General features: G+C 67.2%; 26 protein-coding genes. 20 read left to right on the top strand and 6 right to left on the bottom strand.

Features of this window, described 5'->3' with window-relative positions; genetic code table 11:
* The first annotated feature begins 19 nt into the window (after positions 1–19).
* Genes NL241_RS02115 through lfrA form a run of 3 tightly spaced genes read left to right on the top strand, consistent with a single transcriptional unit; the run spans position 20 to position 3,101 of the window.
* Positions 20–883 carry an RDD family protein gene (locus NL241_RS02115; RefSeq protein ID WP_487693970.1) on the top strand — a complete coding sequence of 288 codons (864 nt, stop codon included), beginning with the start codon at positions 20–22 and terminating at the stop codon, positions 881–883.
* A gap of 50 nt (positions 884–933) precedes the next feature.
* Positions 934–1,506 carry a TetR/AcrR family transcriptional regulator gene (locus NL241_RS02110; protein WP_487693912.1) on the top strand — a complete coding sequence of 191 codons (573 nt, stop codon included), beginning with the start codon at positions 934–936 and terminating at the stop codon, positions 1,504–1,506.
* 35 nt (positions 1,507–1,541) lie between these two features.
* On the top strand, positions 1,542–3,101 hold the full coding sequence (gene lfrA / locus NL241_RS02105; RefSeq protein WP_487693910.1) for an efflux MFS transporter LfrA: 1,560 nt from the start codon (positions 1,542–1,544) through the stop codon (positions 3,099–3,101).
* Here the strand turns inward: lfrA and NL241_RS02100 are convergent.
* A complete protein-coding gene (locus tag NL241_RS02100) occupies positions 3,057–3,551 on the bottom strand; it encodes an anthrone oxygenase family protein (protein WP_494396640.1) in 495 nt (164 codons plus the stop codon). The two genes, lfrA and NL241_RS02100, sit on opposite strands and share 45 nt — an antisense overlap.
* 68 nt (positions 3,552–3,619) lie before the next feature.
* Positions 3,620–3,952 (bottom strand): hypothetical protein, encoded by a 333-nt coding sequence (locus NL241_RS02095; RefSeq protein WP_494396639.1) that lies wholly within the window; start codon positions 3,950–3,952, stop codon positions 3,620–3,622.
* Between the two features lie 52 nt (positions 3,953–4,004).
* Here NL241_RS02095 and NL241_RS02090 point away from each other — a divergent pair, with 52 nt between their 5' ends.
* Positions 4,005–4,928 carry an AraC family transcriptional regulator gene (locus tag NL241_RS02090; RefSeq protein ID WP_487693907.1) on the top strand — a complete coding sequence of 308 codons (924 nt, stop codon included), beginning with the start codon at positions 4,005–4,007 and terminating at the stop codon, positions 4,926–4,928.
* A gap of 38 nt (positions 4,929–4,966) precedes the next feature.
* Here NL241_RS02090 and NL241_RS02085 read toward each other — a convergent pair whose 3' ends face one another.
* Entirely contained in the window at positions 4,967–6,316 is a 1,350-nt protein-coding gene (locus tag NL241_RS02085) for a carotenoid oxygenase family protein (protein ID WP_494396638.1), read from the bottom strand.
* Between the two features lie 120 nt (positions 6,317–6,436).
* Between NL241_RS02085 and NL241_RS02080 the strand changes: the two genes are divergently transcribed.
* From NL241_RS02080 to NL241_RS02040, 9 genes are all read left to right on the top strand, one after another.
* On the top strand, positions 6,437–7,147 hold the full coding sequence (locus NL241_RS02080; protein ID WP_487693905.1) for a GntR family transcriptional regulator: 711 nt from the start codon (positions 6,437–6,439) through the stop codon (positions 7,145–7,147).
* Between the two features lie 92 nt (positions 7,148–7,239).
* On the top strand, positions 7,240–8,796 hold the full coding sequence (locus tag NL241_RS02075) for an NCS1 family nucleobase:cation symporter-1 (protein WP_487693904.1): 1,557 nt from the start codon (positions 7,240–7,242) through the stop codon (positions 8,794–8,796).
* Positions 8,797–8,860: 64 nt separating this feature from the next.
* On the top strand, positions 8,861–9,394 hold the full coding sequence (locus NL241_RS02070; RefSeq protein ID WP_494396637.1) for a PadR family transcriptional regulator: 534 nt from the start codon (positions 8,861–8,863) through the stop codon (positions 9,392–9,394).
* Positions 9,395–9,609: 215 nt separating this feature from the next.
* Complete coding sequence (locus NL241_RS02065) at positions 9,610–10,329, top strand: PadR family transcriptional regulator (protein ID WP_494396636.1); 720 nt, start codon at positions 9,610–9,612, stop codon at positions 10,327–10,329.
* A gap of 58 nt (positions 10,330–10,387) precedes the next feature.
* Positions 10,388–11,134: a class I SAM-dependent methyltransferase gene (locus tag NL241_RS02060; protein ID WP_494396635.1), complete on the top strand. Its 747-nt coding sequence runs from the start codon at positions 10,388–10,390 to the stop codon at positions 11,132–11,134.
* 50 nt (positions 11,135–11,184) lie between these two features.
* Entirely contained in the window at positions 11,185–12,504 is a 1,320-nt protein-coding gene (locus NL241_RS02055; protein WP_494396634.1) for an MFS transporter, read from the top strand.
* Positions 12,505–12,521: 17 nt separating this feature from the next.
* Positions 12,522–14,015 carry a glutamate-cysteine ligase family protein gene (locus NL241_RS02050; RefSeq protein WP_487693897.1) on the top strand — a complete coding sequence of 498 codons (1,494 nt, stop codon included), beginning with the start codon at positions 12,522–12,524 and terminating at the stop codon, positions 14,013–14,015.
* A 10-nt stretch (positions 14,016–14,025) separates the two neighbouring features.
* On the top strand, positions 14,026–14,694 hold the full coding sequence (locus NL241_RS02045) for a class I SAM-dependent methyltransferase (RefSeq protein ID WP_494396633.1): 669 nt from the start codon (positions 14,026–14,028) through the stop codon (positions 14,692–14,694).
* Positions 14,695–14,806: 112 nt separating this feature from the next.
* Positions 14,807–15,772: an isopenicillin N synthase family dioxygenase gene (locus NL241_RS02040; RefSeq protein WP_494396632.1), complete on the top strand. Its 966-nt coding sequence runs from the start codon at positions 14,807–14,809 to the stop codon at positions 15,770–15,772.
* Between the two features lie 18 nt (positions 15,773–15,790).
* Here NL241_RS02040 and NL241_RS02035 read toward each other — a convergent pair whose 3' ends face one another.
* The 3 genes from NL241_RS02035 to NL241_RS02025 form a co-directional block, all read right to left on the bottom strand.
* Entirely contained in the window at positions 15,791–16,813 is a 1,023-nt protein-coding gene (locus NL241_RS02035) for an aldo/keto reductase (RefSeq protein ID WP_487693893.1), read from the bottom strand.
* Positions 16,814–16,905: 92 nt separating this feature from the next.
* Complete coding sequence (locus NL241_RS02030; RefSeq protein ID WP_487693892.1) at positions 16,906–17,355, bottom strand: hypothetical protein; 450 nt, start codon at positions 17,353–17,355, stop codon at positions 16,906–16,908.
* Positions 17,346–17,909 carry an RNA polymerase sigma factor gene (locus NL241_RS02025; protein WP_487693891.1) on the bottom strand — a complete coding sequence of 188 codons (564 nt, stop codon included), beginning with the start codon at positions 17,907–17,909 and terminating at the stop codon, positions 17,346–17,348. Before NL241_RS02025 ends, NL241_RS02030 begins: the two co-directional genes overlap by 10 nt.
* Positions 17,910–18,042: 133 nt before the next feature.
* Here NL241_RS02025 and NL241_RS02020 point away from each other — a divergent pair, with 133 nt between their 5' ends.
* From NL241_RS02020 to NL241_RS01990, 7 genes are read left to right on the top strand one after another with little or no spacing between them, the layout of a single operon-like run.
* Complete coding sequence (locus tag NL241_RS02020) at positions 18,043–18,504, top strand: Asp23/Gls24 family envelope stress response protein (RefSeq protein WP_494396631.1); 462 nt, start codon at positions 18,043–18,045, stop codon at positions 18,502–18,504.
* Positions 18,504–18,833, top strand: a complete 330-nt coding sequence (locus NL241_RS02015) for an Asp23/Gls24 family envelope stress response protein (protein ID WP_487693888.1) — start codon at positions 18,504–18,506, stop codon at positions 18,831–18,833. The genes NL241_RS02020 and NL241_RS02015 overlap by 1 nt, the downstream gene beginning before the upstream one ends.
* Positions 18,830–19,009, top strand: a complete 180-nt coding sequence (locus NL241_RS02010) for a hypothetical protein (RefSeq protein ID WP_487693887.1) — start codon at positions 18,830–18,832, stop codon at positions 19,007–19,009. The genes NL241_RS02015 and NL241_RS02010 overlap by 4 nt, the downstream gene beginning before the upstream one ends.
* On the top strand, positions 19,002–19,367 hold the full coding sequence (locus tag NL241_RS02005) for an Asp23/Gls24 family envelope stress response protein (RefSeq protein WP_494396630.1): 366 nt from the start codon (positions 19,002–19,004) through the stop codon (positions 19,365–19,367). Before NL241_RS02010 ends, NL241_RS02005 begins: the two co-directional genes overlap by 8 nt.
* Positions 19,364–19,924, top strand: coding sequence for a DUF6286 domain-containing protein (locus NL241_RS02000; RefSeq protein WP_494396629.1), 561 nt, complete (start codon positions 19,364–19,366; stop codon positions 19,922–19,924). The genes NL241_RS02005 and NL241_RS02000 overlap by 4 nt, the downstream gene beginning before the upstream one ends.
* Complete coding sequence (locus NL241_RS01995) at positions 19,921–20,487, top strand: alkaline shock response membrane anchor protein AmaP (protein ID WP_494396628.1); 567 nt, start codon at positions 19,921–19,923, stop codon at positions 20,485–20,487. Before NL241_RS02000 ends, NL241_RS01995 begins: the two co-directional genes overlap by 4 nt.
* A gap of 41 nt (positions 20,488–20,528) precedes the next feature.
* On the top strand, positions 20,529–21,128 hold the full coding sequence (locus tag NL241_RS01990; protein WP_487693882.1) for a TetR-like C-terminal domain-containing protein: 600 nt from the start codon (positions 20,529–20,531) through the stop codon (positions 21,126–21,128).
* Positions 21,129–21,157: the final 29 nt, after the last annotated feature.

The raw sequence follows: 21,157 nt of genomic DNA, 5'->3' as shown, positions 1-21,157 counted from the left end.
CTGGCAGCAACCCGGTTCGGTGGTGACCGGCGATGCCGTGGTGCTCGATGTGCAACTGGCCCAGCTACCCGTGCGTGCGGTGGGCGCGCTGATCGACGTGACGGTGATGTTCGTCTGCTACGTCATCGGGATACTCCTGTGGGCGGCCACGTTGCCCGACTATGACCCGGCCTTGTCTGCCGCGGTGCTGATCATCTTCACGGTGCTGGTGTTGCTCGGCTATCCGCTGGTGTTCGAGACCGCCACCCGCGGCCGCTCGCTGGGCAAGATGGCGATGGGGTTGCGGGTGGTGTCCGAGGACGGCGGCCCAGAACGATTCCGGCAGGCCCTGTTTCGTTCGCTGTCGGCGGTGATCGAGATCTGGATGTTCTTCGGTGGGCCGGCGGTGATCTGCAGTCTGATCTCCCCGAAGGGCAAACGTCTGGGCGACGTCTTCGCCGGCACCGTGGTGATCAGCGAGCGCGGTCTGCGTGTCAGTCCCCCACCGCCGATGCCGCCCTCGCTGGCGTGGTGGGCCGCCTCACTGCAACTGTCGGGGCTCGGGCCCGAGCAGGCCGAGCTGGCCCGGCAGTTCCTGTCCCGCGCCCGTCAACTCGACCCTGCGCTGCGTGAGCAGATGGCACACCGCATTGCCGGCGAGGTCCTCGCTCGAATCTCCCCGCCACCTCCGCCCGGGACACCGCCCCAATACGTGCTGGCCGCGGTGTTGGCCGAGCGGCACCGCCGCGAACTGGACCGGTTGGGGCGTCAGAGCGCCGCGCCGGGTCCGCCGGTGAGCTTTCCAGCCTGGCCCCCGACGCCCGGCCCGCCGACCTGGACCCCGCGCCCGCCGGCACCGACCCCGACCTCGCAGCAGCCGGGAGGATTCACACCTCCGACCTAATGTGGGACACCAATGTCCCATTTTGAAAAACTTGTGCTATATTTTGAGCCATGAGTGAGGTTGCATCGATCGAGGGTGGCGCGCGGGGTCGCACCCGTAAGGCGATCATCGAGGCAGCCATGATCGTGCTGGCCGAGAACCCCGCCGCGCCGCTGACCGATATCGCGGCCGCCGCGGGCGTCGGGCGCAGCACACTGCACCGCTACTTCCCCGAGCGCGCCGACCTGATCCGCGCGCTGGCCTTGCATGTCCACGAACTGAGCAACGCCGCGATCGCGGAGGCCGAACCAGAATGCGGACCGCCGCTGGCAGCGCTGCGCCGCGTGGTCGAAGGCCAGCTCGAGCTCGGCCCCATCGTCGTGTACGTCTTCACCGAACCTATCGTCAACGCCGACACCGCGTTGATGGCGCATCTCGACACCGGCGACGAAGTGATCGCCGAGATGCTGAGCAAGGTGTCCACCCAGCCCGCCACTGCACCACCTGGATGGGCGCGACGAGCGTTCTGGGCGCTGTTGAATGCCGGCTACCAAGCGGCAAAAGAGGACGGCACCTCCAAACACCGCATCGTCGACGCCATCATGGCCACCCTCACCGAGGGCACCATCCGTTCCGACGCGTAGAGCCTCCGCTCCGCGTCACCATCTCAGGAGAACACATGTCCACCTTCATCGGCGTCGACCGCACGGTCTCCGCCGCCACTCCGCGCAGCGCCTGGGTCGCCCTGGCTGTGCTCATGCTTCCCGTGATGTTGATCGCGATCGACAACACCGTGCTGACGTTCGCGCTGCCGAAGATCGCCGAGGATTTCCGTCCGCCGGCCTCCACCCAGCTGTGGATCGTCGACGTCTACGCCCTCGTGCTGGCCGCCCTGCTGGTGGCCATGGGTGGCCTCGGTGACCGCATCGGGCGCCGCCGGCTGCTGATGATCGGCTCGTCCGGCTTCGCCGTGGTCTCGGCCGCGGCGGCTTTCGCCCCGAGCGCCGAGGTGCTGGTGGGCGCCCGCGCACTGCTCGGTGTGTTCGGCGCCATGCTGATGCCCTCGACGCTGTCGCTGTTGCGCAACATCTTCGTCGACGCCTCCGCACGCCGCCTGGCCATCGCCATCTGGGCCTCGGGTTTCACCGCGGGCTCGGCGTTGGGGCCGATCGTCGGCGGCGCCTTGCTGCAGCACTTCCATTGGGGTTCGGTCTTTCTCATCGCCATCCCGATCCTGCTGCCGCTGCTGGTGCTGGGACCCCGGCTGGTTCCCGAGTCCCGCGACCCCAATCCGGGACCGCTGGACCTGCCCAGCGTGCTGCTGTCCTTCGTGACGATGCTGCCTCTGGTGTGGGCCATCAAAACCGCTGCCCACGATGGGTTCTCGACGGTGGTCGTGGCGGCGGTGGCCATCGGCCTGACCGCAGGCATGTTGTTCGTCATGCGCCAGAACCGCAGCGCCACACCGATGCTCGACATGAAACTGTTCAGCAACGCCCCGTTCACGTCGTCGATCCTGGCCAACTTCCTGTCCATCGTCGGCCTGATCGGCTTCCTGTTCTTCATCTCGCAGCACCTGCAGTTGGTGTTGGGGCTCAGCCCGTTGGCGGCCGGCCTGGTGACGCTGCCGGGTGCGGTGCTCTCGGTGATCGGCGGCCTGGCGGTGGTGAAGCTGGCCAAGCGTTTCGCGCCGCATTCGCTGATGACGATCGGGCTGGTGCTCGTCGCGGCCGGCTTCCTGCTGATCCTGCTGTTCCGCCATGACCTCACGATCGTCGCGGTGATCGTGTCGTTCCTGGTGCTCGAGCTCGGCGTCGGCGTGTCGCAGACGCTGTCCAACGACATCATCGTCTCCTCGGTACCGCCCGCGAAGTCCGGTGCAGCGTCAGCAGTTTCGGAGACCGCATACGAGCTGGGCGCCGTCGTCGGCACCGCAACGCTGGGCACCATCTTCACGGCGTTCTACCGCAACAACGTCGAGGTGCCCGCGGGTTTGAACCCCGAACAGACCCAGGCCGCAGCCGAGAGCATCGGTGGAGCCACCTCGGTGGCGGACACCTTGCCGCAGGGGCTGGGCGATGCACTGCTGGAGTCGGCGCGTACGGCGTTCGACTCGGGTATCGCTCCGACGGCGATCATCGCGAGCTCGCTGGCGTTGGTCGCAGCACTGGTGGTCAGCGTGTCTTTCCGGCGCTCAGCGAAGGTGGATGCCGGCCAGAAGCAGCGCGGCACCCACTAACGACACCACGCTCCGCGCGTGATTCCACGCGGTCCACGGCCGGTAGTAGGCCGCCCACTCCCGGGCGGCCTCGGCAGGGTTCAAGCCGGCCGGATCCACTGCGGCCAGATGGTCGTTGAGCGGGATGTTGAACCCGATGGTGATGATCAGAGCCAGTACCGCGCACGCGGCACCTGCCAAGAGGTAGACGCTGCCCGGTCGGCCCAGCTGTAGCGCAGCGACGATCCCCACCGCCAGCGCCAGCAGGGCCGACCCCAGGAACATCACCAGGAATGGGGCATTCGCCTGCGCTTCGGCATTGATTCCCCGCATCGCGGTGATCGCCTCCGCGGGATCGGTGCGGTCCAGACCGCGCATCGTGAATGTGGAGAAGGCGTAGAACAGCCCGCCCACCGCGGCGGCACCGAGGGCGGCGGCGTAGGACAGGATCAGCAACGGCTGCGTACTCACACCGCGAGTCAACTCCCGCCGGCTGCGACGATCCATCGCTCATCGTCGCGATTACATACGTCAGCGTCTCAGCTCTGGAATGAGACCAGCAGCAGAACCAGGTCCACCGCAAGCAACAGCCAGGCGACCATCGGCACCAGGATGCCCTTGGGGCGCCGCGCGGTGAAGAACGACAGCAGGATGGCGGCGGCCGACACCACCGGCGGCCCGTAGAGCAGCACGGTGAACAGACCCTCCGAAGGCACTTCGCACGTCGCCGCCGTGCACGCAGCGGTACCCATCACCTTGCCGTACGCGAAGACCACCAGCGCCGCGGCGCCGAGAATCGTGGCCAGCGCCAGCACCCAGTTCAGCACGGCACCGCCGGGACGAGTGCGGCGTTCGACTTCGACCATGGACATGGCCTACCCACAAAGAACGTCCGGTACGCCGTCCGGAGCTACGCTGCGGTCTGTGGATGCGTTGGCCGGGTTGCTCGACGGGGTGCGGGCCCGCGGCGCGTTCGTCCTGCGGTTGTCGCTGGATCCACCGTGGGCCATGCGGATTCAGGACGAGGCGCCGCTGACCGTCCTGTGCCAGACGCAGGGTCAGGCGGTGATCCTGGGCGATGACGGCAGCCAGGACTGGCTGCATCCGGGTGATGTCGCGGTGGCCCGCGGTACCCGCCATTATGTCTTCGCCGATTCCCCGGCCACCCCGCCGCAGGTGATCATCCACCCCGGCCAGCGGTGCACCACACCGGCAGGCGCGGACCTGCGCTTCGAGATGGCGATCGGCGTGCGCACCTGGGGCAACAGCGAGGCCGGACAGCACCGCTGTGTGATCGGAGCCTATGAAGGCCGTAGCGCGGTCAGTGCACGGATTCTCGATGCGCTGCCGCCGGTGGTGATCATGCGGACCGACTCCCCTTTGGTTGCTCTGCTGGCCGCTGAGGCCGGTCGCGAGAGCTCGGGACAGGAGGTGTTCCTGGACCGGCTGCTCGACCTGGTGCTCATCGATGCGTTGCGGAGCTGGTTCGACCGGGCCGACACCGCGCCGCGTTGGTGGCACGCCGAGCGTGACGCACTCGTGGGCCCGGCCCTGCGGTTGATGTACGCCCGCCCTGAGCACGCCTGGACGGTGGCGAACTTGGCTGGCGCAGTGGGTTGTTCGCGGGCGGTACTGGCCAGGCGCTTCACCGACCTCGTGGGCGAACCGCCGATAGCATTCCTCACCGGGTGGCGTCTCGCCTTGGCCGCCGATCTGCTGCGGTCCAGCGATGACACCGTCGCCACCGTGGCCCGCCGCGTCGGTTACAGCACGCCGTTCGCGTTCAGCAGTGCGTTCAAGCGCGCCTACGGTTTCAGCCCGAACGAGCATCGGCGCCAAGCGGTTTAGCCATTGCCCATCCCACCAACTCGTCGTCACCGACGCCGCTAACCAGCCTGTATCCAGTTGCCATGGAAGCCGTAGGGCACCCGGCGCGGCAGCCTGATGCGGGCCACCGGTGCACCGGCGAAGTCGGAAGCGTCCAGGATCACCAGGTCGCTGCCGTCGCGCTCGGGGTCGTAGACATATCCGAGGTAGTACCCGTTGGATTCATCGGCCGGGCCGTTGGCCGAGGGGACGAAGACGGCTTCACCGGGTCCGCCGGTTCCGAACGAATGACGTTCGCTGGCACCGGTTTCCAGGTCGTAGCGAATCAAGCTGTCGTTGCCCACCGAGACGGTGTAGCGGGCCGGCAGCCCGGCCAGGCGGTCGTCGATGCGGGGGAATTCGATCGAGCGGTCGTCGAGTTGGCGTTCCTCGACCCGACCGGTCGCCAGGTTCAGCCGCCAGCTCCACAGCACACCGTCGGCTTCGAACCCACCGGTACCCCGCCACAGCTCGGGGTACCGAACTGCTTGCAGCACAATCGAATCACCGTCGTCGAAGGAGTTGGCGACGTGGAAGACGTAGCACGGGTCGATATCGAACCAGCGGATCTCACCGAAGGGGTCGTCGCGGCGCAGCACACCGAGCCGGGCACCGTAGGCGTCATCCCATCGATACGGCATGTCACCTTCACCGCGCAACGCGACGTCGAGATTGAACACGATGGGCAGGTCCATGAACACCACGTGCCGCGCCGTCAGGGCGAAGTCGTGCATCATCGTCAGCGCGGGCACGTCGACGGGCCGGTTGATCACCAGTTCACCGTTGGCGTCAGCCCGGTGATAGGTGACGTGCGGGGCGAAGATGTTGCCGTAGCCGAAGAAATGCAGCTCCCCGGTGGTGGGGCAGATCTTGGGGTGCGCGGTCATGGAATCGACGAGCTTGCCGCCGAAATCCCAGGCGCCGACGGTCTGCAGGTCATTGGAGATCTCGTAGGGCAGCGACGACTCCACCAGCGCCAGTGTCTTGCCGGCGTGGTTGACCACGTGGGTGTTGGCGACGCTGGCGTGCAGATTGCGGGTGCCGTCGGCGTTGTAGAGAGGGAAGTCCTTCTTGAAGCTGTCCGTCTGCACCCAGCGGTTGCGGTACCAGGCCGCGCGTCCGTTCTCGATCCGGACGCCGTGGATCATGCCGTCACCGGTGAACCAGTGTGCGGTGACCTGGCGCGGGTTCGGGCCGTTGCGCAGGTACCACCCGTCGAGTTCACCCGGAATGGCACCGTCGACCTCGAGGTCGAATTCGGTGAGCTCATCGGCAACGGGGGCGTAGTTTCCGGTACGGAAGAACTGACCCTCGGCGGGCAGATTGCCGCGCTCAGGAGAGGCGGTCTGCGGTTCGGATGTGTGAGTCATGTCGGAAGTCTCCTGGGCTGGGATTCGCTGACTCCACCACTCTGACACTCCAACGCTGACATGTCAATAGTGGAATGTGGTCGCCTCGCGCTATCGCAGTCTTGGGAGGAAGATCGCTGAGTGCCTGACCGCCGACACTCCGCCGCGCTGTTCAGGGCGGCGGTGGGCCGCGACGGCGGCTCACACCAGAACGTGGTCGACGAGCTGCGGCGAGTGATTCTCGACGGCGCCGTTCCGCCGGGCACACCCATTCCGGTGACCGAGGTCGCCGAGATGTTCGGAGTGAGCCATATCCCGGTTCGGGAAAGCCTGAAAACCCTTACCGGAGAAGGGCTTGTGCAACACCGGCCGAACTCGGGCTACTCGGTGGCCCAGCTGACCGCCAGTGAGCTCGCCGAAATGTACCTGGTGCGTGAGACTCTCGAGTCCGCGGCCATGGCAGCGGCGGTGCTGCACGCCACCGACGCCGACCGGACGCACCTGTCCGAGGTTCACCACACCCTCGAGCAGGCGCTGAAATTCGACGACGCGCAGGCTTACCATCGACACAGCCGTCAATTCCACATGGCGCTGAGCCGGCCGTCACGCATGCTGCGGCTGGTACACATGCTCGAATCCGCTTGGAACATCACCGAACCGGTGCAGCTGATGGTCCATGTGGAGCCCAGCCAGCGCGCCGTCCTGCACGACGACCACCGGGTGATGCTGGTGGCGTTTCTCGACGGTGACGCAGACGCCCTGCTGGAAGCCACCGCCGTGCACAACAAACGCCTCAACACAGTGGTGGCGTCACTGCCCACGGACACCGGCCTGGTTATCAAAGACGGGTGATCTCGTAAATATATTCTCGGCGCAACGGCTGGGAAACACGCCGTGGCTACGTTTCCTGACATCGATCTGGAGTCACGAGCAGGAAGCTGACCATGACAGACACCCAAGACCTTCCCCCCGGCGCTGTCGTCGGTGCCAACGACATCGTCGAGGCATCCGGTCACCCGGTCGGCGGCGGAATCATCAAGTCGACCTACGACCCGAGGCTCACCAACGAAGACCTCGCCCCGCTGGGCAAGCAGACCTGGTCGTCGTACAACATCTTCGCGTTCTGGATGTCCGACGTGCACAGCGTGGGTGGATATGTCACCGCAGGCAGCTTGTTCGCCCTGGGTCTGGCCAGCTGGCAGGTGCTGATCGCGCTGCTGGTCGGCATCGTGATCGTCAACGTGTTCTGCAACCTGGTGGCCAAACCCAGCCAGCAGGCCGGAGTTCCCTACCCGGTGGTGTGCCGCAGTTCTTTCGGCGTGCTGGGCGCCAATATCCCGGCCATCATCCGCGGTCTGATCGCGGTGGCCTGGTACGGCATCCAGACCTACCTGGCGTCGGCCGCGCTGGACGTGGTGCTGCTCAAGCTGTTCCCGGCGTTGATGCCCTACGCGGATCCCGAGCAGTATGGATTCACCGGGTTGTCCCTGCTGGGCTGGTGCAGCTTCGCGCTGCTCTGGGTGCTGCAGGCCTGCGTCTTCTGGCGCGGCATGGAATCCATCCGCAAATTCATCGACTTCTGCGGTCCCGCCGTCTACGTCGTCATGTTCATCCTGTGCGGTTATCTGCTGTACCGCTCGGACTGGCACGTCAGCCTCACCCTCGGCGGTGAGAAGCAGGGCAACACCATCGCGATCATGTTGGGCGCCATCGCTTTGGTGGTGTCGTACTTCTCCGGCCCGATGCTGAACTTCGGCGACTTCTCGCGCTACGGCAAGAGTTTCCAGGCAGTCAAGAAAGGCAACTTCCTGGGCCTGCCGGTGAACTTCCTGGTGTTCTCGCTGCTCGTGGTGATCACTGCCGCGGCCACCGTGCCGGTGTTCGGCGAGCTGCTCACCGACCCGGTGGAAACCGTCGCGCGGATCGACAACACCATGGCAATCGTGTTGGGCGCCTTGACCTTCACCATCGCCACCATCGGCATCAACATCGTCGCCAACTTCATCTCGCCGGCCTTCGACTTCTCCAACGTCAGCCCGCAGAAGATCAGCTGGCGGATGGGCGGCATGATCGCCGCCGTGGGTTCGGTGCTGCTGACCCCGTGGAACCTGTACAACAACCCCGAGGTCATCCACTACACGCTGGAGACCCTCGGCGCCTTCATCGGTCCGCTGTTCGGGGTGCTGATCGCCGATTTCTACCTGGTGCGTAAGCAGAAGATCGTCGTCGACGACCTCTTCACGATGACCGAAACCGGCAACTACTGGTACAAGAAGGGCTACAACCCAGCCGCGGTGGCCGCCACCATCGTGGGTGCGGTGCTGGCGGTGATCCCGGTCTTGCTCGGGGGTTCGGTGGCCGGCATGGCCACCGCGGCCCAGTACAGCTGGTTCATCGGCTGCGGCGTCGCGTTCGGCCTGTTCTACCTGTTGGCTACCCGCGGACCGTGGCGGATGTCCGCACTCCGCCTCCCGCAGGGTGCCGATCTGGTCCAGGGCTGACCCCACTCCTCGCTGCGGCCTCGACATTCCACTATTGGAGTGTCGGGGCCGTAGCATGTCCGCCGTGAGTCTCCGCTTCGCCGCCCTCGGATTGTTGGCCCAACATCCCGCGAGCGGCTATGACCTGCTGAAGCGGTTCGAAGCATCGATGGGCAACGTGTGGCCGGCAACCCAGAGCCAGCTCTACGGGGAGTTGAACAAGCTCGCTGCCGACGGACTGATCGAGGTGACCGCGGTCGGAGCGCGGGGGCGCAAGGAGTACGCCATCACCGAGGCCGGCCGCGCGGAGCTGCTGACCTGGATCACCCGTCCGCGCGACAACACCCCGGTCCGCAGACCCGATGTCCTGCGGGTGTTCCTGCTGGGCGAGATGACGACGGCCGACGCCCGCGCGTACGTGGACGGAATCGCCGCGACCGCCGACAAGACCCTGGAGCTCTACAAGCACATCCGCGATTCGGTGCCGTGGCAGGACGACGCAGACGACTTCTTCGCCCGCGCCGCGCTGGAATACGGCCTGCGCAGCGCGGCCATGGAGGCCGATTGGGCGCGCTGGCTCCTGTCCGCGATCGACGAGCGGCAAGACCCTACTTCTTGACCCGGTAGATCGTCCGGTCACCTTCGCCACGTCCACAGACGCGGTGCACCCGAATGACGTTGTGAACGGGGTCATTTGGCGACCCCCGGGACGCGGCAGCCGTGACGATGGAACCACCGGCTCGGGAACAAACGTTGCATCACGATAGTTATCGATATATCGTCAACGTATCGGAAGCGGTTATCGAGCTTCCCCCACTGAAAGAGAGACACCTCATGAACACCCCATTCACACCACAAGACGGCCCGTTCGGCCGCCCCTTTGCCGGCCCCGTTGGCGGCCCCGGCTTCGGTTTCGCGCCCGGCGATCGTCGTGCCCTGCATGAGCAGCGCCGCAGCGCCCGTCGCGACTTCCGCAACCACGTCCGCGAACACGGCGGGCCCGGCTTCGGTCCGGGCTTCGGTGGCCCCGGATTCGGCCGCGACTTCCCCGGCTTCGGCTTCGGCCCCGGCCCGTTCGGCGGACGCGGAGGTCGTCGCGGCCCGGGCCGCGGCGGTCGCGGCAAGCGCGGAGACGTGCGCGCCGCCATCCTCACCCTGCTCGTCGAACGGCCGATGCACGGCTACGAGATGATCCAGGAGATCGCCTCCCGCAGTAACGGCCTGTGGAAGCCCAGCCCCGGCTCGGTGTACCCGACGCTGCAACTGCTCGAGGACGAGGGCCTGATCACCGCCGCCGAGACCGAAGGCAGCAAGAAGCTCTTCGAACTGTCCGAGGACGGCCGGTCCGCCGCCGAGAAGGTGGAGACCGCGCCGTGGGATGAGATCAACGAGAACGCCGATCCGGCCCAGATGAATCTGCGCTCGGCCACCGGCCAGCTCTTCGGAGCCGTCGCGCAGTCCGCGCACGCCGCGTCCGAGGAGCAGCAGCAGCGGATCATCGAGATCCTCAACAACGCCCGCCGGGAGATCTACCAGATCCTCAGCGAAGACTAGGGATTTCGGCGCGCTCGTAACCGCTGAGCGGTTATGAGCGCGCCGAAATCGCGACAAGATGGACCACATGAGCATCGAGCGCATGCCCCGCGGCGGACCCGACGCGAGCTGCCTGGACCGGCTGCTGGAGACCAGCCGGCTCGAGTATCTCGACCGTGACGACATCGACGACGCCGTCAAGCGGAGGGTCATCGGCGCGCTCGACTGGACGGGCCGGGTGTTCGGCAACCACCGCCGTTTCGCCGAGATCGCGCTGGCCGAGATCGCCGACGTCCCCGACCCGCGAATCCTCGAACTCGGCGCCGGCCACGGCGCGGTGTCACGACTGCTGCTGGAGAACCATCCGACCGCTGAGGTCACCGTCACCGACATCAACACCGAGTCGGTGGCCGGCATGGCCGAGCTGGGCGAGGATCCGCGCGCCACGGTGCGCGAGATGGACGCCACCGCGATCGATGCGCCCGACGGGGCCTTCGACCTGGCGCTGTTCGCCTTGTCGTTTCACCACTTGGCGCCGGCGCAGGCGGCGAAGGTGTTCGCCGAAGGCACCCGGGTGGCCACGAAGCTGGTGATCATCGACCTGGCCCGCCCACCCGCACCGCTGCATGTGATGCAGTTGGCGACCATGCTGCCGTTCTCGCTCATTCACCCGTTCGTGCACGACGGTGTGATCAGTTCGCTGCGCAGTTACAGTCCCTCGGCGCTGCGGGCACTGGCCGCCCATGCCGACCCGAACATCGAGGTCACACTGCGCGGCGGCATCACGTCACCGCAGGTGGTCGTCGCGCAGCGGTTTAAATCGTGATGCGCAAAACCCTGGTGTGAATCGGCGCGCAGCAGGCTACATAGGGCAGCGTGACCATCGCCGACCCGCCAGTCCCGTCGAGCGCCGATCAGACGGACCCCTCCAAGGTGCGTACCGCGCTGCTGGCCAGCCTGGTCGGCACCACCATCGAGTGGTACGACTTCTTCCTCTACGCCACCGCCGCCAGCCTGGTGTTCAACCAGGCGTTCTTCCCGGACCAGAGCTCGTTCGTGGGCACCATGCTGTCGTTCGCGACGTTCGCCGTCGGGTTCGTGGTGCGGCCCATCGGCGGCTTCGTGTTCGGCCACATCGGCGACCGGATCGGTCGTAAGCGCACGCTGGCGCTGACGATGTTCCTGATGGGCGGTGCCACCGCCCTGATGGGCATCCTGCCGACGGCCGCGCAGATCGGCGTGCTGGCCCCGATCCTGCTGCTGTTGCTGCGCGTCGTGCAGGGTTTCGCCCTCGGCGGCGAGTGGGCCGGGGCGGTGCTGCTGGCCGTCGAACACAGCCCCGCCACCCGGCGTGGGTTCTCCGGCAGCGTCCCGCAGGTGGGTCTCGCGCTCGGCCTGGCCCTGGGCACCGGCGTTTTCGCCTTCCTCCAGGTCGCCCTGCCCGAGGACGCCTTCCTGTCCTACGGCTGGCGCATCGCCTTCCTGGTCAGCATCCTGCTGGTGATCTTCGGTGTGGTCGTCCGCCTCAAGGCCGACGAGACTCCGGCGTTCGAGAAGATCCGCAGCGAGGAACGGCGGTCGGCGGTCCCGGTCAAGGAGATCTTCAAGCCGCCGGTGCTCAAGACCACCGTGCTGGGCATGCTGTCGCGCTGGGGTGAGGGTGCGGCGTTCAACACCTGGGGTGTTTTCGCCATCTCCTATGCCACCGCCACGCTGCACTTCGACAAGGTGCCGGTGCTGGTGGTGGTGACGGTGTCGGCACTGCTGATGGCGGTGCTGCTGCCGGTGTCGGGCATGCTCGTCGACCGGTTGGGCGCCAAGCTGGTGTACGGCACCGGTATCGCTGCCTACGCCGTCGCCGTCTTCCCGGTGTTCGCCCTCTTCAACACCGGCAGCATGGTGGCCTACACCATCGGCATGGTCGTGGTGTTCGGCATCATCCATGCCTGGTTCTACGGCGCGCAGGGCACGCTGTACGCCTCGTTGTTCGACACACCCGTGCGCTACACCGGCCTTTCGACGGTGTACCAGCTGTCCGGCGTGTACTCCTCGGGCCTGACGCCGCTGATCCTTACGGCGCTGATCGCCGCCGCCGGGGGCTCGCCGTGGCTGGCCTGCGCGTACCTGGTCGGCACCGCGGTGATCAGTGTCATCGCCACGTGGCTGCTCAAACCCCGGGCGCTGTCCGAGCTGTAATCACTACCATCGACTGCGTGGGCGAAGAGGTCACGCAGACCGAGTTCAGCGGAGCGCACCGCCAGGAGTACCGGCGCAAGGTGCAACTGTGCCTCGACGTGTTCGAGGCAATGCTCAGACAGACCGCGCCGAACCAAACAGCTTTCGAGTTCGACCGCCCCCTCACCGGCATGGAGATCGAGTGCAACCTGGTGGACAACGACTACCAGCCGGCGATGCGCAACTCCGATGTGCTGGCCTCGATCGCCGACCCCGCGTACCAGACGGAATTGGGTGCGTACAACATCGAGTTCAACGTGCCGCCACGGCCGCTGCCCGGCACGTCGGGCCTCGAACTGGAGAATGACGTCCGCGCCAGCCTGAATGCCGCTGAAACCAAAGCCAATTCCAGTGGCGCGCACATCGTGATGATCGGGATCCTGCCGACGTTGATGCCCGAGCACCTGTCCTCGGACTGGATGAGTGAGTCCACGCGGTATCAGGCGCTCAACGACTCGATCTTCAACGCGCGCGGTGAAGACATCATGATCGACATCAACGGACCGGAGCGGCTCAGCCTCCAGTCACCCTCGATCGCGCCCGAATCTGCCTGCACCAGTATGCAATTGCACCTGCAGGTCTCCCCCGGCGAGTTCGCCGACAATTGGAACGCCGCGCAGGTGCTGGCCGGGCCCCAGCTCGCGCTCGGCGCCAACTCGCCGTTCTTCTTCGGCCACCAGCTGTGGGCCGAGACCCGCATCGAGTTGTTCACCCAGGCCACCGACACCCGGCCCGACGAACTCAAATCGCAAGGCGTCCGCCCGCGGGTGTGGTTCGGCGAACGCTGGATCACCTCGATCTTCGACCTGTTCGAGGAGAACGTCCGCTACTTCCCGTCGCTGCTGCCCGAGCTGTCCGACGAAGACCCGGTGGCCGAGCTGGCGGCGGGCCGCACTCCGAAGCTGGCCGAGCTGCGGCTGCACAACGGCACGGTGTACCGGTGGAACCGGCCGGTGTACGACGTGGTGGAGGGACGGCCCCACCTGCGGGTGGAGAACCGGGTGCTGCCCGCCGGGCCGACGGTGATCGACATGCTGGCCAATTCCGCGTTCTACTACGGCATGTTGCGCACGCTGTCCGAGGAAGACCGGCCGGTGTGGACGAAGCTGAGTTTCGCTGCGGCAGAGACGAATTTCACCTCCGCGGCCCGTGACGGCATGGACGCGCGGCTGTACTGGCCCGGCGAGGGTGAGGTGACACCCGATGAGCTGGTGCTGCGCCGGCTGTTGCCGATGGCGCACGAGGGATTGCGCCGCTGGGGCGTGGCCGCCGAGGTGCGCGACCGTTTTCTCGGCGTCATCGAAGGCCGGGCGAAGACGGGGCAGACGGGCGCCGCCTGGCAGGTCGCGACGGTGCGCGCGCTGCAGGAGCGAGGTATGGCGCGCCCCCAGGCACTCGCCGAGATGCTGCGGCTGTATTGCCAGCGGATGCACACCAACGAGCCCGTCCACACCTGGGACGGCCCCGCGTAGCGTCGACCGCATGACATCTGAAATCGACTGGGACAGCACCTACCGCGGTGAGGGCGGCTTCGACGGCCCGCCACCATGGAACATCGGGGAGCCGCAGCCTGAGCTGGCCGCGCTGATCGCCGCCGGCAAGGTGCGGGGTCAGGTGCTCGATGCCGGATGCGGGTACGCCGAGTTGTCCTTGGCGCTGGCCGCGCAGGGTTACACCGTCGTCGGCATCGAACTCACCCCCACCGCGGTGGCGGCCGCGACGAGGGCCGCCCAGGAACGCGGCCTGGCCAACGCCACGTTCGTTCAGGACGACATCACGACGTTCACCGGGTTCGACGGTCGCTTCGACACGATCCTCGACAGCACCCTGTTCCACTCCTTGCCGGTAGAGGCGCGCGACGCCTATCAGCAGCGGGTGTTCGCGGCGGCCGCCCCGGGCGCCACCTTCTACATCCTGGTGTTCGCGGTCGGTGCGTTCCCGCCGGATCTGGAGCAGAAGCCCAATGCGGTGGACGAGGCCGAACTCCGTGCGGCCGTGGGCAAGTACTGGGCCATCGACGAGATCCGGCCTGCCTTCATCCACGCGAACATGCCTGAGATATCCGGCATTCCGATGCCCGCGCATGACCGCGACGAGAAGGGCCGGGTGAAGATGCCCGCGTTCCTGCTGACCGCGCACAAGCCGGCCTAGTTCCGGGGCGGTCTTTTACCGCGACGCAACGCGCGGGTGATGGGTCGGACACATCGACTGCCCAGTCTTGAGGCCGCATCTCGGGCAGGCCCGCGCAGAGACAGGATCAGTTGTGACCGCCAGCATCCCGCTCGTCGACCTCTCGTTGTGGCGCAACGGCTCTGAAGCCGACCGTGCCGCATTGGCCGCCACTGTCGACCGCGCCCTCGTCGACAGTGGCTTCCTGATGGTCAGCGGGCACGGAGTGCCGGCCGCGTTGCGGGCCGGACTGCGTGAGGCCGCACGAACGTTCTTCGGGCTCTCCGATCCCGCCAAACAGCGTTACGCCACCGCGGTAGGTGGCCGCGGCTGGATACCGCCGGGCAAGGAAGCCAACGGGTACCTGCTGGGCGTCGAGCTGCCGCCGGACCTGAAAGAGACGTTCGTGTCGGGTCACGAGTACTCCAGCGGCGCGGCGAGTGTCGACGCCGAATGGTTCCCACCCAACGTGTGGCCTACTGAAGTCCCTGTGCTGCAATCCCTTTGCGACACCTACGCCGTCGCCATGCGTGACCTGGCCGCCGAGTTGTTGGAGCTCTTGGCCACCGCGGCGAGCCTGCCGCCCAACTGGTTCATCGAACGCTGCATGGCATCACCGCACACGTTCAACATCAACCGTTACCCCGCATTGAACCGCACCGGGCCAGTCGCCGAAGGGCAGTTCCGGATCGCACCGCACACCGATTTCGGCACCATCACCATCCTCGACCGCGAAGCCGGGTACGGCGGGCTGCAGGTGTGCACGCGGAACGGTGTCTGGATCGACGCGCCGGTGATTCCCGACGCCTACACCATCAACATCGGGGACCTGATGGCGCGCTGGACCGGCGACCGCTGGACCTCGACCCTGCACCGGGTGCTGCCGCCGAGCGCCGAAGCGCCCGACGAGGAGCTGATCTCGCTGATCTTCTTCTTCGAAGCCAACCTCGACCAGCTCATCGAGTCGTTCCCACCGCCCATCGGCCGGGCCAACGACTATCAGCCGGTGACGGCCGAGGAGTACCTCCGCTCCCGCTACGCGGCCATCACGGTGCCGTGAACGGTTGATCGCCCGGGTTCAGCGGCGTCGCGCCGAGGCATCGGCCAGCCACGGTGGCTCCCAGCCCTCGTCGGCCCGGTTGACGGTGGTGCCCGCCGGCACCAGTTCGTCGATCGCGTCCAGAACGCCGGCGTCGAGACGAACGTCGCCGGCCGGCAACAGCGTGGTCAACTGATCGAGCGTCCGCGGCCCGATGATCACCGACGAGACCGCGGGATGGTTGAGCGCGAAGGCGATCGAGAGCTGCGCGACCGTGATGCCGGAGTCGCGGGCGAGCTTGTCGAGCGCCACGGCGATATCGCGTTTGCGCCGGTTGGCGTCGAGTTCCGGATCGTGGCGCGCAGGCATCTTCTCGGCCCGCCGGGACGGAAGCGCCTCCTCTCCCGCGCGATGCCGTCCCGACAACCAGCCGCCGGCCAACGGGCTCCAGGTCAGCACCCCGAGCCCGTATTTCTGTGCAACCGGCAAGGCGGCCCGCTCCGCACCGCGCGCCAGGATCGAATAGGGGGCCTGCTCGGTGACCGGCCGACGCAGCGAATCCCGCTGCGCCACCCACTGTGCTTCCACCAGCAGGTGCGGCTCGTAAGTCGTCGTGCCGTAGTAGCGGATCTTGCCCTGCCGGACCAGGTCGTCGAGAGCTCCCAGCGTCTCGGACAGTTCGACGTCGGGGTCCGGTTTGTGTGCCTGGTAGAGATCGAGATGATCGAGTTGCAAACGGCGCAGCGAGTTCTCGACGGCGGTGAAGATCCACCGGCGCGAGCTGCCGCGGGTGTTGATTCCGTCCCCGAACGGCGCGTGGAATTTGGTGGCCACGATGACGTCGTCCCGGCGTCCTTTGAGCGCCTTGCCGACGATCACCTCGCTTTCGCCCTGTGAATAGGCGTCGGCCGTGTCGATGACATTGATCCCGGCATCGAGGGCGCGCTCGATGATCCGGATCGCGTCATCGTGATCGGTGTTGCCGTACGCACCGAAATTCATGGCCCCCAGCGTCAGCGGGCTCACCTTCACACCTGTGCGGCCGAGTGTCCGGTATGTCATGGGGTCAGGATGGTGCGCGAGGTTCAGACCTCACAAGACAATCGATCGCGCGGATTCTGAATGGCCACGCGGTCAGCACCCACCGAGGGACGTCAGCGGTGGATATCGGTGACGTCGACCTCGATGGCGGGAACACTTGTCGGCCCGACGATGTCAGCGACCACAGCTGCGGCCTGCCGTCGGATACGGGCACCTGCCGCCGTCAGATCCGCGCCGTAGCGCGCACTGATTGTCACCGAAACACCCTGCAGCACACCTTCTTCGGACGTGATATCGATATCGGTGACCTGGTAGCTCGGGTCGCCCCGCAAGGCCCGGCTCAGTGCCGTACCGAGAACGAGGTCGCTGACGCGCAGCACACCGGTCGCCGTGGCGGGCTGGGGATCGTCGACGTCGAGAGGCCAGCCGCCGCGAGGTGTGGCCCGGACCGCTGCGAGCACCTTCGATTGGAGGGCCTGCCAGCCTGGTTCGGGCGCGGCGCGCAGGACCCGCGGCGCACGCCGGAGTACGTCCTCGTCGCCGTGGTAGTCACCTACCGCCATTGCTGAAGCCTTTGCTGGAGTGTCACCCTGGCCCGGTGATGGTGTCCGCGAGAGGCATCCGGGCTCAGATTCAGGATGGTGCCGATCTGGGGGAACGTCAACTCCTCGACCTCTCGTAGCATCCACACCGCGCGTTGCCGGGGCGGTAGTTCGGCCAGTGCGATTTCCAGAGCCTCCAGGAATGCCGTGTTGGAGGCCACGGCAAACGGATGCGTCCCGGCGTCGTGGCTGACCGGCTCGATCAACCTGTCGTCAACCGGGATCGCGCGTTTGATGCGCTGCGAGTCCACCACTTTGCGGGCGCAGATGGAGAACAACCACGTTCGCACCGCCGAGTCCCCGCGGAATGTCGCGATCCGGCGCCATGCCGCCACAAACGTCTCCTGAACGATGTCGTTCACGGCGTCGGTGTCCTGGGTCATGCGCCGGGCGTACCTGTAGAGCGACGGCCCGTGCCGACGGACCAGTTCCTCGAACGCGTCCGCATCGCCCGCGCGGGCAGCAGCCGCCAGCCCCCGGTCGTCGACATCCGACGAGGTCTCCTCGTCACACACCGCGCCCCCTCCGCCACACCCGGCCCCGACGCCGGCACGGATTGTGTCACAGAACACATTCCAGCGGCGTTCGGTTCCGCCGGGGAGCGCCGTCCAACCTACGTACAACAACCGACGAGAAGGGATTCGTGAGATGGCTTCCACCGAAACTCCGACCACCGCAGCACGGACGGTTGCTCCTGCCGCCAATGGCCCGCTGGCCACCAGCCACGGCCGGACGACGATCGCCGACACCGTGGTGTCCAAGATCGCCGGCCTGGCCGCACGCGAGGTCAATGGCGTCTATGACCTGGGTGGGAACACCACCCGCGCAGTCGGCGCGCTGCGGGAACGCATCCCGGGTGCCACCACCAACTACGCCCAGGGCGTGTCCGTCGAGGTGGGCGAGAAGCAGGCCGCCGTCGACGTGGACATCGTGGCCGAGTACGGCGTCTCGATCGCGGATCTGGCGTCCGGTATCCGCCGCAACGTCATCGCCGCTCTGGAACGCATGACCGGCCTGGAAGTTGTCGAGGTCAACATCACCGTGCACGACGTCCACGTCCCCGCCGACGAGGATGACGCCACGGAAAGCCGCCTGGCCAGGGTCGAGTAGTGCCCGACCTCTCCACGGAAGCCGACACGGTGGCGGGCATCGCCCGCACCGTGGCCGGCGTCGCCGGATTGCATCCCGGCATGTTCGGTGAGGTCGCGACCTACCTGCCCGGACGCCGGGTCACCGGGGTGCGGATCTCCGACGACCGCATCGACGTGCACATCAGCGTGCTGCGCGACGCGGCGGTGCGCGAGACGGCCGCCGCTGTCCGCGCCGCCGTCGCCGCGGCGGTGCCGGGGCGGCCCGTCGACGTCACCGTCGAAGACATCGTGGCGCACCCGCCGCAGGACCCCGGAACTCTTCCCACCTCGCCAAGGAGAACTGAATGACCACCGCAACCTCAGGGATGCTCGCAGGTGTCCTGCTCGGCGTCGCTGCCGCCGCAGGCGGGCTGACGGGGTTCCTGTTGGCCCTGGTGTTGGGAGCACTCGGCTATATCGTCGGCGGGCACCGCGACGGGGAGTTCGACGCCACCGCCTGGTTCAAGGGCCGCGGCCGTGGCTGACCCCGACACCCTCGCGGTCCCGGATGCGCGCGGACGCCTCACCGTCCGGGATCGCGCCGTGGCCAGCATCGCCACGGCTGCTGCCCTTGGCGCCGACGGCGTCCACCGGCACGGAAGCGGATTGTCGAAAGTCGCCGGCCGCGAACTGCCCCGCGTCGACACCTTCGTCGCCGGCGACCGGGTCCGCGTGGACGTCGAGATCGCCGTGCAGTGGGGCCGTGCACTCGCCGACACCGCAGCCACGGTGCGGCGGGAGGTCACCGATGCGCTCGCCACCCAGAGCGGCCTCGCCGTCGACGGCGTCACCGTGCACGTCGCTGCCATCGTTCCGCCCTCCAGCCACCGGGAGCTGACATGACCAGTGCCCCTGTCCGCCAAAACATTCGCACAGCAGCCGCACCCCGCGCCGCGGCAGGCGCAAGCTACGTGGCGGTGCCGGCCGCACTGGCGCTCGGCGCGGTCGGCGTGGTGGCCGTCCGCGACACCGCGGTCGCCGCCGGATGGCTGGCCGGGCAGGGTTGGGCCTCCCAAGCCATCACCGCAGTGGACGGATGGGCACCCACCGCCTGGCTGGAACCACTCGGAGTGATCGCTGCGTTCCTCGGTATCGGGTTGATGGTCGTCGCGCTCACGCCCCGGCGGGCCACCGCCCAACCGATCGGCACCGACACCGGTGCCTTCATCGGTCTCGGTGACATCGCGAAGGTGGCGACGGCCGCCGCTGACGACGTTGCCGGCGTCCTGAACGCGCGGTCCAGCGCCACCCGTCGCAAGATCGTCGTCCGCTGCACCGTCACCGGTGACACCGGCGGAGGGGTCGAGCGTCGGGTCGCCGACGCTGTCGGCGTGGCGCTTCAGCCGCTACAGCACACCCCTCGCATCGTCGTGCGCACCCGGAAGGAGACCAGATCATGACGCGACGCGCCGTCATCGTCGATCGAATCGCCGCGCTGTTACTGGGGATCGGACTCCTGGCTTCCGGCCTGGCGGCAGTCGCATGGCAACGCGGAGCCCTCTGGCAGGCCCGGCCCCTGGACCTGTCCGCCACCGCCGAACTCACTCAGACACCGTGGTGGCCCTGGGCCTCGGCAGCAGCCGGGATCTTGCTGATCCTGCTGGCGCTACGGTGGCTATTCTCGCATCATCGGGCACCGAAGCTCACTCGTCTCGGCCTCGTTGACGGGCGTACCACCGACAACTTCGGACTCACAGCAGACGCGTCCTCGGTGGCGCAGGTCGCCGCGACCACCCTGGCTCAACACTCCAATGTCATCAAGGCCACCGGCCGCGCCGCTGCTGAACACGGTTCACCCACAATCACTCTTACCGTGACGGTCGCGGCCCGCAGCCCGCTGGATACGGGAGTGACGACCGCCACTGACATCGTCGGTACCATTGCGCACATGCTCGGGGACACCGTATCGGTGCGCACCGTGCTGCGCACCGATACCAGGAACCGCCGGCGCACCCCCGTCTAGCGCTGCATCCGGCATCGTTCAGACGATCACGCGAGGAGAACATGAGCATGGTGCCCGAAGACGCCGCGCCCGTCGACGAGCTCGATCGGGTCCTCGGTGCCGTCCGCGAAGAACTGACCCGGTGGGGTATCGACCGTTTCGACGTCGCCGCAACCACCGAGCGGCACGGACTCGACCCGCAGCTCGTCGCACGGCATTGGCCGGACTCGGCCAGCCTGGTCCTCGACGCGCTCGCCCATCGCCCTGACGACGACTTCCCGCCGGACACCGGGTCGCTTCTGGAGGACCTCTACCTGCTCGCGGTCGGGATGGCCACCATCCTCGGCTCGCAGGACGGCCCCAAACTGCACGGAGCCCATCTGATCACCGACCCGTATCTCGGGACGGTGGAGATCCGCCGCGCGGCGTGGCGGGCCCGGGCGGACAGCCTGCGCGTGATTTTCGACCGTGCGCGGGACCGCGACGAGATCCGCACCGGCGTCGACCCCGAGGTCTGCCTGGAGATGGTGTTCGCGCCCATCAACATGCGCATCCTCTACACCGGGGAGCCGGTGACCGATGACTACTGCCGCAAGCTCACCGAGATGGTGTGGCGGTCCATCGCCCGGCCCGCCACGCCGGCCCACTCGCCGATCGGGTAGTCACTCCCCCACCCGACCGGCGCTGATTC

It is taken from the genome of Mycolicibacterium sp. SMGY-1XX (assembly GCF_059132455.1).
The sequence above is the reverse complement of the archived record's forward strand: the minus strand, read 5'-3'. Positions and strand labels throughout refer to the sequence as shown.

What these genes read in the sequence shown, in the direction of transcription:
- NL241_RS02110 (WP_487693912.1), top strand. Translation starts at nt 934, where the DNA reads ATGAGTGAGGTTGCATCGATCGAGGGTGGCGCGCGGGGTCGCACCCGT.
- lfrA (WP_487693910.1), top strand. Translation starts at nt 1,542, where the DNA reads ATGTCCACCTTCATCGGCGTCGACCGCACGGTCTCCGCCGCCACTCCG.
- NL241_RS02095 (WP_494396639.1), bottom strand. Translation starts at nt 3,952, where the DNA reads ATGTCCATGGTCGAAGTCGAACGCCGCACTCGTCCCGGCGGTGCCGTG.
- NL241_RS02085 (WP_494396638.1), bottom strand. Translation starts at nt 6,316, where the DNA reads ATGACTCACACATCCGAACCGCAGACCGCCTCTCCTGAGCGCGGCAAT.
- NL241_RS02075 (WP_487693904.1), top strand. Translation starts at nt 7,240, where the DNA reads ATGACAGACACCCAAGACCTTCCCCCCGGCGCTGTCGTCGGTGCCAAC.
- NL241_RS02065 (WP_494396636.1), top strand. Translation starts at nt 9,610, where the DNA reads ATGAACACCCCATTCACACCACAAGACGGCCCGTTCGGCCGCCCCTTT.
- NL241_RS02060 (WP_494396635.1), top strand. Translation starts at nt 10,388, where the DNA reads ATGGACCACATGAGCATCGAGCGCATGCCCCGCGGCGGACCCGACGCG.
- NL241_RS02045 (WP_494396633.1), top strand. Translation starts at nt 14,026, where the DNA reads ATGACATCTGAAATCGACTGGGACAGCACCTACCGCGGTGAGGGCGGC.
- NL241_RS02035 (WP_487693893.1), bottom strand. Translation starts at nt 16,813, where the DNA reads ATGACATACCGGACACTCGGCCGCACAGGTGTGAAGGTGAGCCCGCTG.
- NL241_RS02030 (WP_487693892.1), bottom strand. Translation starts at nt 17,355, where the DNA reads ATGGCGGTAGGTGACTACCACGGCGACGAGGACGTACTCCGGCGTGCG.
- NL241_RS02020 (WP_494396631.1), top strand. Translation starts at nt 18,043, where the DNA reads ATGGCTTCCACCGAAACTCCGACCACCGCAGCACGGACGGTTGCTCCT.
- NL241_RS02010 (WP_487693887.1), top strand. Translation starts at nt 18,830, where the DNA reads ATGACCACCGCAACCTCAGGGATGCTCGCAGGTGTCCTGCTCGGCGTC.
- NL241_RS02000 (WP_494396629.1), top strand. Translation starts at nt 19,364, where the DNA reads ATGACCAGTGCCCCTGTCCGCCAAAACATTCGCACAGCAGCCGCACCC.
- NL241_RS01995 (WP_494396628.1), top strand. Translation starts at nt 19,921, where the DNA reads ATGACGCGACGCGCCGTCATCGTCGATCGAATCGCCGCGCTGTTACTG.
- NL241_RS01990 (WP_487693882.1), top strand. Translation starts at nt 20,529, where the DNA reads ATGAGCATGGTGCCCGAAGACGCCGCGCCCGTCGACGAGCTCGATCGG.